The sequence below is a fragment of the Methylotuvimicrobium alcaliphilum 20Z genome (assembly GCF_000968535.2).
GTDB classification, from domain to species: Bacteria; Pseudomonadota; Gammaproteobacteria; order Methylococcales; family Methylomonadaceae; genus Methylotuvimicrobium; species Methylotuvimicrobium alcaliphilum.
On sequence record NC_016112.1, the window covers coordinates 1490001 to 1503126 of the forward strand.

At 48.6% G+C, this 13126-nt stretch carries 9 protein-coding genes; 7 read left to right on the forward strand and 2 right to left on the reverse strand.

Translation table 11 applies throughout. From position 1 onward, the window contains the following. Positions 1–507: 507 nt before the first annotated feature. The 3 genes from MEALZ_RS23040 to MEALZ_RS06505 all read left to right on the forward strand — a co-directional run bounded on the left by MEALZ_RS23040 (position 508) and on the right by MEALZ_RS06505 (position 4039). Positions 508–843, forward strand: a complete 336-nt coding sequence (locus tag MEALZ_RS23040) for a hypothetical protein (protein WP_014147816.1) — start codon at positions 508–510, stop codon at positions 841–843. 788 nt (positions 844–1631) lie between these two features. Beyond that, positions 1632–3038: an aspartate aminotransferase family protein gene (locus MEALZ_RS06500; RefSeq protein WP_014147818.1), complete on the forward strand. Its 1407-nt coding sequence runs from the start codon at positions 1632–1634 to the stop codon at positions 3036–3038. Further along, a complete protein-coding gene (locus tag MEALZ_RS06505; protein ID WP_014147819.1) occupies positions 3038–4039 on the forward strand; it encodes an NAD-dependent epimerase/dehydratase family protein in 1002 nt (333 codons plus the stop codon). Before MEALZ_RS06500 ends, MEALZ_RS06505 begins: the two co-directional genes overlap by 1 nt. 456 nt (positions 4040–4495) lie before the next feature. Here MEALZ_RS06505 and MEALZ_RS06510 read toward each other — a convergent pair whose 3' ends face one another. Together MEALZ_RS06510 and MEALZ_RS06515 are read right to left on the reverse strand one after the other, a co-directional pair. Further along, entirely contained in the window at positions 4496–5236 is a 741-nt protein-coding gene (locus tag MEALZ_RS06510; RefSeq protein ID WP_046061415.1) for a ParA family protein, read from the reverse strand. Between the two features lie 40 nt (positions 5237–5276). Further along, positions 5277–6800, reverse strand: coding sequence for a CHAD domain-containing protein (locus tag MEALZ_RS06515; RefSeq protein ID WP_046061416.1), 1524 nt, complete (start codon positions 6798–6800; stop codon positions 5277–5279). 280 nt (positions 6801–7080) lie between these two features. Here MEALZ_RS06515 and MEALZ_RS06520 point away from each other — a divergent pair, with 280 nt between their 5' ends. From MEALZ_RS06520 to pstA, 4 genes are all read left to right on the forward strand, one after another. Then, the gene (locus MEALZ_RS06520) at positions 7081–7587 is read left to right on the forward strand and encodes a SixA phosphatase family protein (RefSeq protein ID WP_014147822.1); all 507 of its coding nucleotides are present in this window, start codon (positions 7081–7083) and stop codon (positions 7585–7587) included. A gap of 249 nt (positions 7588–7836) precedes the next feature. Next, positions 7837–8829: a PstS family phosphate ABC transporter substrate-binding protein gene (locus tag MEALZ_RS06525; RefSeq protein ID WP_014147823.1), complete on the forward strand. Its 993-nt coding sequence runs from the start codon at positions 7837–7839 to the stop codon at positions 8827–8829. Positions 8830–9200: 371 nt separating this feature from the next. Then, positions 9201–11471: an ABC transporter permease subunit gene (locus MEALZ_RS06530; protein ID WP_014147824.1), complete on the forward strand. Its 2271-nt coding sequence runs from the start codon at positions 9201–9203 to the stop codon at positions 11469–11471. Next, positions 11468–13120, forward strand: coding sequence for a phosphate ABC transporter permease PstA (pstA, locus tag MEALZ_RS06535; protein ID WP_014147825.1), 1653 nt, complete (start codon positions 11468–11470; stop codon positions 13118–13120). Before MEALZ_RS06530 ends, pstA begins: the two co-directional genes overlap by 4 nt. Positions 13121–13126: the final 6 nt, after the last annotated feature.

The window sequence follows — 13126 nt, forward strand, 5'->3', positions numbered from 1 at the left end:
TAGGGTTAATGCGTAACGTGAACTTTTATTTTGAGGCTCTCAAGTTGAGGTGTTTATGTTGTCTGATGCGGAAATAACCCGATTCAAGGTGCTGTTGGAAAAACAATTATACCTTTCGCACTTCAAATTTCGGCATTGGCCTATGGAGGTGCCGGGGTGTTCGGCAAAGGCTTTGCCAGCATGGAGCTGGCATAGAGCCTACATGGTCGTATTCACCCAGCCCCTAAATTCCATAGCCCATCGGTCATGGTTAATAGTCTTACTAATTTAGGGGCTGGGTCCTTTGACGGTCACCCCGTTGCCGAATTTTGATCTACGATGGGTATATTCAAGTTTTTCATGTTGAGTTCAGACGTATCAATGACGCCTTAGACCTTCATTCTCTTAAGATGCTCGAAAAATCTACCGGTCTGTCATCGTCGATTTCCGCCGCAAGAATTATCAATCGAACAACGTCCGATTTGTCGGAATCGATCCGCAATAGCTCGAATCACCACAGTTTTAGTCATGATCCATCCCACGATATTCAATCCTACCGAAGCCGCTGAAAAAACCTATCTCGAACGAGTCAAAATCAAACTCGGCGATGCCTTGGAAAGCATCGATGCCCGAGTTAGGAGCTATGCGGAAGACACTCAAGAGCAAATGACCTATCTCTGGGAAAACCGGGCGGAAATGGATCATGCCGAAAAAAATTCCACGCGGGAAATCGTACCCGACGCTTCCGAAAAGAATTATGCGACCGAGATGGACAAAAATCTGCTCTATGTCGCTTGCACGCCAGCGATGCATGAATTGACCTTGACTTTTGCCGGTAACGCGACAACTTTCATTCCGGAATAGGCGGCTAGAGGTGCATGAACGAAACCGGAAGCGGCTTCTTGTAAGAACAATGAAAGATCAATAGACGTAAATAACCGGTTTGTCGACGGTTTCGGGTGAATCAAGCGGTCGTCCATGTTGTATTGTTGAAATTAAACTTAAATTTGGCAGTTTAACCATGACGAAAATGAATTTCATGAAGTTTTTCAAAGGTTAGTTCTAAAATTTTGAATAACCTTTTAGGAGAGCAAAAATGAGTTGTATGGATAGAATAAGCATTGAACCTAAAAAGAGCAGTTGAGATCCTCAAACTACCGTTCGCCCTGAGCCCTTCGGCTACGCTCAGGAGAGCCCTGTCGAAGGGTGAACGGTAGTTTGAGGCTTCACCAGGCCGGTGAAAGTGTTGTAGACCCTTCATGCTTCGACTTTACTCAGCACGAACGGTCTACAACACATGCCAACTGCTCTTTTTACTGTGAAAGTTCGTAAATTTGGATTCATTATCTAATTTTTCGATATACAAATCTCTGTTCTGGCAATGCCGGTTCCGGAGAGGGTGCGGTTGCTCGATCGACAGGCGTTGGCGGCAGGATAGCCGCCATCGAGCCTACATGGACGTATTCACGGCGTCCTGTCGGGCGAGTGACCGCGCCCTCCCCGCGTCTCGTACTTTCATTTGCCGGGGTGATTGCCGGGCTTTCATGAACGTTAGGTTGAATTAACTTCTTATTCTTCATGGCCTTTGGTGGAATGCTTTAGATAGGTTAAATTGAATATTATTTTAAAAATAAAACGATTGAGGAGTGAATGTGAGCGATTCAAATGTATGGGATATCGACATGAAGTTTCTAAGCGAATACGAGGAACGCCATACACACAGCTATGATTTGGCCAGCGAGTATATGAATCCGAAACTGGTCGAAGTGATGGATATCCTTGGCTTCAACAAGCATTATGCGAAAGCCGAGGGGAATTATCTCTACGACAACGAAGGCAAGGCCTATCTGGATATGCACAGCGGCGAAGGTTTCGCGAGCCTCGGGCACAATCACCCCGCGATCAATCGCGCGTTGATCAAGGCGTTGGATTCGAACTTGCCGGACGGCGTGCAAATTCATCATTCGACCTTGTCCGGTTTGTTGGCCGAGAATCTGTGCAAGCGCTTACCGGACGGTTTGGACCGCGTGTTTTTCACGAATTCGGGTACCGAAACGGTCGAGGCGGCGTTGAAGTTCGCGCGTGCGGCATCAAAGCGTCACCGTCTATTGTCATGCGAGAGCGGTTATCATGGCCTGACTTACGGTGCATTGTCGGTATCGAGCGAGGAGTATTTCCGCAAAGGTTTCGGTCCGCTATTGCCGGGCTGCGACAGGGTGCCGTTCAACGATCTAGAGCGGCTCGAAGAAGAATTGAGCGCGAGGGACGTCGCGGCGTTCATCGTCGAACCGATTCAGGGACGCGCCGTGACGATGCCGAGCCACGGTTATTTCAAAGAAGTCGAGCGCCTGTGCCGTAAATACGGTACCTTCTTGATCTTCGACGAGATTCAATCCGGGCTCGGACGAACCGGGCGCTGGTTCGCGCTCGATCATTGGGGTATCGAGCCCGATTTCGTTTTGGTCGCAAAAGCCTTGAGCGGCGGTCACATGCCGGTCGGCGCGATGATCTCGCGGCGAAGTATTTTCGATAAAGTCTTCAATACGCTCGATCGTTGTTATGTACATCATTCGACTTACGCACGCAATCGTTTGGCGATGGTCGCGGGGCTCGCGACGCTCGAAGTGATGGAAAATGATAAATTGGTCGAGAATGCCGACGCGATGGGCAAGCGTTTGATGGACGGATTGAATAAGCTGAAAGATCGTTATTCGCTGCTCAAGGACGTACGCGGCATGGGCTTGATGATCGGTTTCGAATTGGGCTGTCCCGACTCGCTGCGCAGTAAAATGGAATGGAAATTGATTCACGCCGCGAGCGCCGGCCTGTTCCCGCAATTGGTCGTGATTCCGCTACACCGCGATCATCAGATCATCACGATGGCGTCTGGTCATAATGATGTGATCAAACTGCTGCCGACGATGGTGATCTCTGAAAAAGAAGTCGATCACTTCCTGAATGCGATGGAGACGATCTTGCGTAACAGCCAGGAAGTCGGCAGCGAAAATTGGAAGACGATTTATCAAATCGCTAAGCGAACGATCAAGGGAGGCGATTGATGGTACCGAGCCTCAAAGTCGCCGTGACCGGCGCATCGGGATTTGTCGGCAAACGTTTGGTTGAGCGCTTGTGTAGCCAAGGTCATTCGGTGGTGTGCCTGCTAAGGCCGACCTCCAACGCCTTGGGGCTCGAGCGGCCGCAAGTCGAGCTCAAGCGCGGATTTTTAACCGATGCCGGTTTCGTGGGTGAAGTGTTAACCGGTTGCGATGTCGTGATTCATTGCGCGGCCTTGGTTTCGGATTGGGGAACCGTGCATGAAATCAAAACCGCGAATGTTGGTGCGACCCGGATCTTGGTAAAGGAAGCGGCTAAATGCGGAATTAGTCATTTCATTCATGTCAGTACGACCGATGTTTACGGTCATTCCGGAAAAAGAGGCGTATCGGAAGATCATCGACCGGCGGATAAATTTGCGAATTGGTATGCCGAAACCAAAAAAGAAGCCGAGGGCATCGTGTCGGCTAGTTCGGTGGTGCATACGATCTTGCGTCCCGCAACGATTTACGGTCCCGGTTCGAAAACGTTGGTCGGCGAAATCGCAAAAGCGGTTGAATCCGGTTTCATGTTGTTGATTGACGGCGGTAAGCAATGTGCCGGTTTGACTTATATCGATAATCTTATCGATGCGATCGAGTTGACCTTATTCAATGAAAACGCCTTTGGCGAAGTGTTTAATGTTTCGGATGCAAGTTCGGTGACTTGGGCCGAATTTGTCGATCATATTGCATTGGGGCTTGGCTCGCGTTATCGAAAAATCAGTTTGCCGTATCCTTTAGCGTTTAGGCTAGGACACTTTTTGGAAAGCGGATACCGTCATGTCAGAGGCGTCACCGGTTTGCAAACGCAAGCCTTGTTATCGAGACAGGCTGTGCAAGTTCTCGGTGTTCATCAGGATTTTTCGATCGATAAAGCACGGAGCCGATTGGGGTTTGAGCCAGCAGTGCCATTCGACCAGGGTATTGAAAAATCGATCGAATGGGTTAAAGGGCAAATGTTGTAAAAGTTCGCCGATTTGGACTTGTTATACCCCTCGTAGATCAAAATTCGGCACCGGGGTGTTCGTCAAAGGACGTCGTGAATACATCCATGCCAGTTCCATGCTGGCAAAGCTTTGCCGCACACCCCGGCGCCCCCTCAGGCACTGCCGGAATTTGAAGTGCGAAAGGTATAGCTTCTTTCCGAACTTATTGCTATTCGATATTAATTTTCCTGATTAGCAAGTTTCTTCAGCTAAAGCCCAAAAACCAGCATATCCCTAGCAGGACGGGGTTTGCAACCCCGTCCTAAACGTTTTGACTTTGGCCGAAGTTAGCCGAAATGTTTAGGGCAAACCGAAACGTTGGGGACGGGTTAAATAACCCGTCCCGCAGAAGTGGCTACGACTGGCCACTGCTCGGACAATTGGCTTCAGCAAGCTGAAGCATCTTGCTAATCAGGTTAATTTTTAAACAAGTTTCTACAAATTAAGGTTTATTTCTTCCCAGAGATCTTGATAGGCCTTTATCGAACGGCCGCTTTTGACAAAGCCGCCTAGCGGCATGCGTTCAATACCCATGCGTTCGATGTCGCTGGCATAAGGGATCGTCGTTTTCAGCAATTCCGGGAATTGTTTGGAAGTCGTTTCAAGGATGTCGAGGTGCATTTTTTTGCGGCGGTCGACCATCGAAAAAAACGGCATGACTCGTACTTTCTTATTATTCTCTTCTTTGAGAAATTGCTTCAGTTGATCCAGCGTTCTTATCGAAAGCGTCGTCGGAATGACGGGCGACAGCAATATATCTGCGGCTTTGAAAACGGCTTCCGATAATAATGAGATGCTCGGCGGACAATCCAGGAAGATGAAATCGTACTCCTGAGAGAGCGGCTTCAATAGTTTTTCGAGCCGATGCGTCGGTTTTTTCTTGCTTTCCAGCACTAAGTCAAGGTTTCTAAAAGAAAAGTCCGAAGGCAACAAGTCAAGGTTATCGAAATCGGTACCTTTAATCATATCGTCCAATTCACGCTTGCCTTCGATCAATTTTTTGCTGCCGCCCTTAATTTTTGGCTTGATTCTGAAATAGTAGCTACTCGCCCCTTGCGGGTCGAGGTCCCATACTAAAGTACGCGATCCGCCTTGCGCCGCCAAATAAGCAAGATTGACGGCCGTGGACGTTTTTCCTACACCGCCTTTAATGTTAAATGTTGCAATGATTTTCATAGTGTTTTTGTACTGCCCTATGTTTTGAGGCCGACCGGCGTTAACAACCGAATAACGAATGAAACGCATCTTGAATATCGGGTTGATCGAATGCGTCGAACTTTTCCTGGAAAGCTTCGCGTGCTTGTTGTCGGCGCTTGTCTATCGTTTGAATCAAAACGCCCATTGCCAGAAATGTGTCGGCCGGAACCCCTTCGTTCATCATCTCTTCGCTAAATTTTTTCAAGGTAATCTCTTGTACTTCAAGATCTTGGAATTCGCCTAAGATATCCTGGAAATGTTTCAGGCTTTTAATCAAAGATTTGATCTCGCTTTTGGGATACAGATTTTGAAAAAACTCCATAAGATATCTCAATTTTTTACAGGTTTTTCGTAAGTCGTGCAGTTCCCCCGGAGGCGATTGATCGGTGATGCGTTGTCCATCTTTGATGATGCGTCGGAAAACTTTTAAGATACGGTTGTCGGCTAATGTCTTGATCGGTAGCAAGGCATTGGCTTGAGTCGGTTTTTTGATCGTCGGCGAGCGTAAAAACTCTTCCCATTCGATTAGCGGCGCGATATAGTCCGGCGATTTTAATTTACTGGCTAGATTCTTTTGCGCTTGCTTTTGTTTGTGTTCGATAAAATCGTAAAGCGGGTTTAAGTTTTCCCTAAGTGCAGGCGGCACGCTTTTCTTATAATGGTCGAAATCGAGTAAATAAACGTCGAGATCGCGTGTCGGAGTCGTAATTTGACCCAGCCAGGCAAAAAAATGGCTGAAACGTGCCGTTTCGGCTTCGGGTAAAACATTTTTTAATTGATTGAGTCCGGCGCGAGTTCTCCGTACCGCGACTCTAAAATCATGCAAGAATTCGCTGTCGGTAGCGGCGATGGTGTCTTGCTCGTTGACTTTGATGGCTTTTAGTAAGTCGTTAAAAATATATTTAACCGCAAGATCCGAGCGCATGTTCGGGTCGAGCTTGATGTTCAGCTTAGAGGTGTAGTCTTTCGGTTTCCGTCCTTGAGTTTTAAGCGCGTCGATTAACGGGGGGAGATTGGACTCGACCAAACCGATGCGAATTAAGTCCTCGATGAACTTGAGCGCGGCTTTATCGTAGCCTTTTATCGGGGTTAATTGAAGCCGGCAAGGGATATATTCGAAGGTATCGATCATGAGTTTTAATACTGTCTTTTCATCTTTATTCAGTACATTGACAAATTTTCGAGTACCTTCCAGCGTCGTCAGCGGTAGTAGAGCACGCATTTCGAGTAATGGAGCGAGTACATTACGAATGTTTTTCGGCTGAAATTCTTTCGCGAACTTGGGAACAGAGTCGAGGTCGGCTGATGCGATCAGTTGGCCGGTATGAAGGTTTTTCAGCGTTAAAATAGAAGCTGTTTGGGAACGATTGAATTCGCAGATGATACCGTCTCGATAAAGGCGCCAGTCGAAGCTATCATAATAAGATATTAAGGTATAGTGTTCGGAAACCGGTTTGAAATTCGCCTTGTCAGCCAATTGGCTCAAAAATTTGTTAGCGGTCAAATACCCCGGGAATTCGAAGTTCAAAGTGATTGTAGTCATTGGCGGGATATCATTGAAGGATTTGTCAGAAAAAGCTTTTCCATAAATTGTCATATTTTTGGAATAGTAACAAGTTAATATGAAAAGTAAATTACAAAAAAGGGGAAAGAGGCAAGATGAAAGAGGAAAGAGGAAAGAGGAAAGAGGAAAGATTCGCTCGTTCCCAAGCTCTTGAGACTGTGAAAGTATTCCTCATTCCCACCGCTTCAGCGTGGGAATGAATAAGATGAAAGATGAATGTGGTAGATTTTTGGGTTTTGTTACGGGGACTGGGTGAGCGATGGCTAAAACTTTAATGTTGCTTCGGCATGGTAAATCGGATTGGGAGGTTGATGCCGATGATTTCAATCGCCCTCTGAAAAAACGCGGGAAAAAAGCCGCAGTTCGCATCGGACAATGGATGCGTAAGCAAAAACTTAAACCCGGCTTGATTGTTACTTCGCCTGCCGTGCGTGCGCAGACAACCGCCGAGAGAGCAAGTGAAGCTTTAGGTTTTGCCGGTGCCGAGATTATTCGGGATCAGCGTCTCTACGAAGCTGAGTTAGCCGATTTTAAGGCCGTTTTATCCGATTGTCCGGCCGATATCGGGCGGATTTTATTGGTGGGACACAACCCTGGTCTTGAAACTTTGTTGCACTATTTGGTTGCCGGCATCGAGATGCCCGACGACGGCAAATTGCTTGCGACCGCAACGCTTGCGGTTTTGACGATGCCGTCCGATTGGACGGAGCTTAACGAACACTGCGCGAAATTAGTCTCGATTACACGCGCTTCATCGTTGTCATAATCTTGTAATATAAAAGTCATATTCTTATGCGTAATTATTCACACCTCCCTATCGTTCACACGCTCCGGCGTGGGAATGAAGACGGAGACGCTCTAGCGTCTCGTACCGCTGGAGCGGTACTCAGGCGTTCCCACGCAGAGCGTGGGAACGATAATTGCCGGGGGACTTAATAGTTACTGTTATGCAACTGTTCCGCAATGGAATAATGGCGTTACCTTCTTGCACTACCTTCTTAGAGAGAGTCGATTCATGACGTTTTCATTTAATTTAAATAAATTAACTCAGGCATTGGGTTTTTCTCTGGCTTTTTTGATTGCCGGTCCCGCTGTAGCGGTGCAGACGGTCGATCCTGGTCTGTCCGACTATCAAAAAGTGAGCGGCGTATCCGGTAATCTCTCGAGCGAAGGGTCCGACACACTCGCCAATTTGATGACTTTGTGGGCCGAGGAGTTCAAGCGCATTTATCCGAGCGTTAATATTCAGGTACAGGCAGCAGGTTCCTCGACCGCGCCGCCGGCGTTGACCGAAGGCAAAGCCAATCTCGGGCCGATGAGCCGGAAAATGAAGGATAACGAACTGGATGCTTTCGAAAGTAAATACGGTTATAAACCGACTGCGATTCCAGTCGCAATAGACGCCCTAGCGGTATTCGTCAATAAGGATAATCCGATCCGTGGTTTGACTTTAGCTCAAATCGATGCGATTTTGTCGTCGACGCGTAAATGCGGTTATCCAAACGATATCGTAACTTGGGGGCAGGCTGGGCTTGACGGCGCTTGGAAAAACCAAAGCATGCAATTATACGGACGTAATTCAGTATCCGGTACCTACGGTTATTTCAAGGATGAGGCCTTGTGCAAAGGCGATTTTAAAAACAATGTCAACGAGCAACCCGGTTCGGCATCGGTCGTTCAATCGGTAACTAGTTCGCTCAATGGTATCGGTTATTCCGGTTTAGGCTATAAGACTTCCGGAGTCAAAACGGTTGCGCTGGCGTCGAGAGAAGGACAAGCCTATGTCGATGCGACGCCGGAAAACGCAATTGCCGGAACTTATCCGTTGGCGCGTTTCTTATATGTCTACGTTAACAAACATCCGAATAAACCTCTAGCGCCGCTCGAGCAGGAATTCATCAAAATGGTTTTATCCAAAACCGGTCAACAAGTCGTCATTAAAGACGGCTATATCCCGCTGCCAGCCAAGGTCGCCAATAAAGTTCTGGGTTCGATAGAAATGAGGTGAAAGGTGAAAGGTGAAAGGTGAAAGGTGAAAGGTGAAAGGTGAAAGGTGAAAGGTGAAAGGTGAAAGGTGAAAGGTGAAAGGTGAAAGGTGAAAGGTGAAAGGTGAAAGGTGAAAGGTGAAAGGTGAAAGGTGAAAGGTGAAAGGTGAAAGGTGAAAGGTGAAAGGTGAAAGGTGAAAGGTGAAAGGTGAAAGGTGAAAGGTGAAAGGTGAAATCGGCGCTTGACAAGCGAGTTAAATTCTGCATTGTTTTACCACTTACCACTTACCACTTACCACTTACCACTCACCGCTTACCGGCAAAGTTAAATCGAGCACACTATATCCGAAATTATTGACCATTTCTTAGCGGCATTGATCATTCAATCATCCATATGACAGAACCGAAATCCGGGGCTTCGGCCTCTCTGAATGCCATGACGGGCTTTTATCCGCGTTGGCGACTTATCAAGGACAGTGTGGCTCGTTACGGCGTTATCGTTGGCGGCTTGAGCATTATCGCCGCGATAATGTTGATTTTTTTCTATTTATTGTATGTTGTCTGGCCGCTGTTTATAGAGCCGAGCGCAGAATCTGTCTCGCGCTACCTTGTACCGGAGCGCGCGCTTGGCGACACCGCTATGTTGGCGGTCGAGGAACAAAATGAAGTTGGCGTGCGCTTCACCGAAAATGGCCGGATTATTTTCTTTGCCGCGCCGACCGGTCAAACGCTTTTGATTCACTCAATCGTTTTACCTGAAAGCGCTCGAATTAGCAGTTTCGCCGATGGCGGTCCTGAGAAAAATGTTGCCGTGTATGGCTTGTCGGACGGCCGCGCGATCGTGCTGAAACACAAGTACAATGTGTCATACCCGGAAAATCGGCGGGTCATAACGCCTGTTGTCGATTATCCGTTGGGACGAGAACCGCTGGTTTTGGATGAGTCAGGCCAAGCGCTTGAAAAGATTGCAATTCGTGTCGATGACGATCAGACCTCGCTGGTCGCTAAAACGTCGGATAAACGATTGATATTGACGAGCTTCGAAAAGAGACGTTCGTTGTTCGATGATGATGAAGATTTCGAACGGACCGACAGCATACTCGATGTACCGGCTCTCGATATTGCGTTTATCTTGATGGACAAGGATCAACGCAATTTATATCTCGCCGATAGCGAAGGTCGTTTGAGTTTTTTCGATATTGCCGATAAGTCGAAACCGGTGATTCGCCAGCATCTGAATGTAATCGAAGCCGGTCGTAAATTGACCTCGATGGTCTTTTTGAACGGCAGTATTTCGTTATTGATCGGCGATTCGGGCGGACTGGTTGCGCAATGGAGCGTGGTCAGGGACGCCCGAAATAATCCGGCGATGCAAAAAATACGATCGTTCAAGGTATCGGAACAGGCGATTGCCGGCATCAATGCCGAGCAGCGCCGCAAAGGTTTTATCGCGGTCGATACCGCAGGCGTCGCCGGTATTTATAATACGACCGCAGAGCGGGAGTTGATTAAAACGCCGGTGTCGAATGGGATGCCGAAAACGGTTTCGATGTCGCCGCGAGCTAATGCGTTTATCGTCGAATCGGAGGCGGGCTTCATGGATTTTTGGTCGGTCGAAAACGATCATCCAGAGGTTTCCGTCAAATCGTTATGGCAAAAAGTCTGGTATGAAAGCTACCCGAAGCCCGACTATATTTGGCAGTCTTCCTCGGCGAGCAATGATTTCGAACCGAAATACAGTTTGACGCCGTTGGTGTTCGGCACCTTGAAAGCCGCTTTTTACGCGATGCTCATTGCGGTACCGCTGGCTTTGATGGGGGCGGTTTATACCGCTTATTTCATGGCCCCGCGCATGCGCACGTTGGTGAAACCCGGTATCGAGATTATGGAAGCGTTGCCGACCGTTATTTTGGGCTTTCTCGCAGGTCTTTGGCTCGCTCCGTTCGTCGAAGAGCATTTGGCCGGCATTTTCACGCTTTTGCTGACGATGCCGCCGGCGGTGCTGGTTTTCGCTTATCTATGGCAGTTATTACCGGGTTGGGTAAAGCATAAAATTCCGGATGGTTGGGATGCCGCCTTGTTAATCCCCATAATACTGTTGAGCGGCTGGTTTGCGTTTTCAATCAGCGTGCCTTTGGAATCATGGCTGTTCGGCGGCAGCCTGCGCCATTGGCTCGATGCCGAATGGGGTATCGGCTACGACCAACGAAATGCCTTGGTGGTGGGGTTGGCGATGGGCTTTGCGATCATTCCGACGATATTTTCGATCGCCGAGGATGCGATTTTTTCGGTTCCGAGACATTTAACGGTCGGTTCTCTCGCCTTGGGCGCGACGCCTTGGCAAACGATGACGCGCGTTGTGTTGTTGACGGCCAGTCCCGGGATTTTTTCGGCGATCATGATCGGACTCGGCCGGGCGGTCGGCGAAACGATGATCGTATTAATGGCGACCGGTAATACACCGGTGATGGATTTGAGTATATTCCAGGGTATGCGCACCTTATCGGCCAATATTGCGGTCGAGATGCCCGAGTCCGAAGTCGATAGCACACATTACCGAGTACTGTTTTTGGCTGCCTTGGTGTTATTTTTGTTTACCTTTGTCGTCAATACCTTGGCCGAGTTGATTCGCCAGCGCTTACGTGAAAAATACAGTTCCTTATGATCAAACAATGGTTTAAAAGCGGTTCCCCGTGGATTTGGCTCAATGCCGCGGCAGTCAGCACTTGTCTGATTTTGGTGGTCGGTCTATTGGCGTTGATCGTGTTTCGTGGAGCCTTGCATTTTTGGCCGTCGAATGTCGCCGAGTTTATCTATATGGAAGACGGACGCAAGCAAACCGTCATCGGAGAGGTCGTTGATACAAGCTCTACAACGGCATTGATGGCACGCGCTTCAGGTCATGCGATGGCAGACGATGCCGATCTGCTGGTGCAACACCTGATAAAAATCGGCAACCGAGATTTGACCGGCATGGATTTTCGCTGGATTCTGGACCGTAATATTCAGAGCCGACAGTATCCGGACGATATTCTCGTGATCGAGCGGCGTGAATGGGGCAATTTTTACGGTTACCCGGTCGCACTCAAGCAAGAAGGGCAAGTGATCGCCGAAGGCCCGCAAGTATTTCCAGTCGTGTCGGAGCGATTACGTGATGCCTTGTCGGTTTATAAACAAATTCAACGGCTTGAAAAGAAGGAAATCGGCGCAGTGAATTACGGTTTGGAGCGACTGAGGCTTAAACAAAGACGCTTGGAATTGAACGAGCAATGGGATGAAGCAGCAAAACAATTGCTTGCCGCCGAACGCGGCGAGTACGAGCGGCAATACCGGGAATATCAGACCGAGTTGCAAGCGTTGTACAAGACGATCAACCGCAATTCCTTGGTGGTGAAGGCATCCGATGGGCGAGAAGTCGATATGCCTTTGGCTAAGTTGGTCAGAATTTATCGCCCGAATACGATGAGTGTTTGGGCTAAGACCGGGCATTATTTCGAAAAAATCGCCGAATTTTTGCTGGACGACCCGCGCGAGGCGAATACTGAAGGCGGCATATTTCCGGCAATCTTCGGTACCGTGATGATGGTCATCATTATGTCGGTGATCGTGACGCCGCTCGGCGTGATCGCGGCGATTTATATGCGAGAATATGCGAAGCAAGGCTTTACGACACGCTTGATTCGCATTGCGGTCAATAATCTGGCCGGCGTCCCGTCGATCGTCTACGGCGTGTTCGGCTTGGGTTTTTTTGTGTACATTCTAGGCGGTAATATAGACCAGCTGTTTTTTCCGGAAGCCGCTCCTGCACCGGTTTTCGGAACGCCGGGCTTATTGTGGGCGTCGATTACGCTGGCCTTATTGACATTGCCGGTCGTGATCGTGTCGACCGAGGAAGGCTTGTCGCGTATTCCGAAATCGATCCGCGAAGGCAGTTTGGCCTTGGGGGCGACGAAGGCCGAAACGTTGTGGCGAACCGTGTTGCCGATGGCGAGCCCGGCGATGATGACCGGTTTGATCTTGGCGGTCGCCAGGGCCGCCGGCGAAGTTGCGCCGCTGATGTTGGTCGGCGTCGTTAAATTAGCGCCATCGTTGCCGCTGGACGGCAATTTTCCATTTTTGCATTTGGATAGAAAATTTATGCATTTGGGTTTTCATATTTACGACGTCGGTTTTCAAAGTCCGAATGTCGAAGCGGCGAGGCCCTTGGTTTATGCCACATCCTTATTATTGGTCGTCGTGATCGTCGGATTGAATTTATCGGCGGTCGCGATCAGAAATCATCTGCGCGAAAAATACCGGGCTTTGGAAGGTTAACCTAGC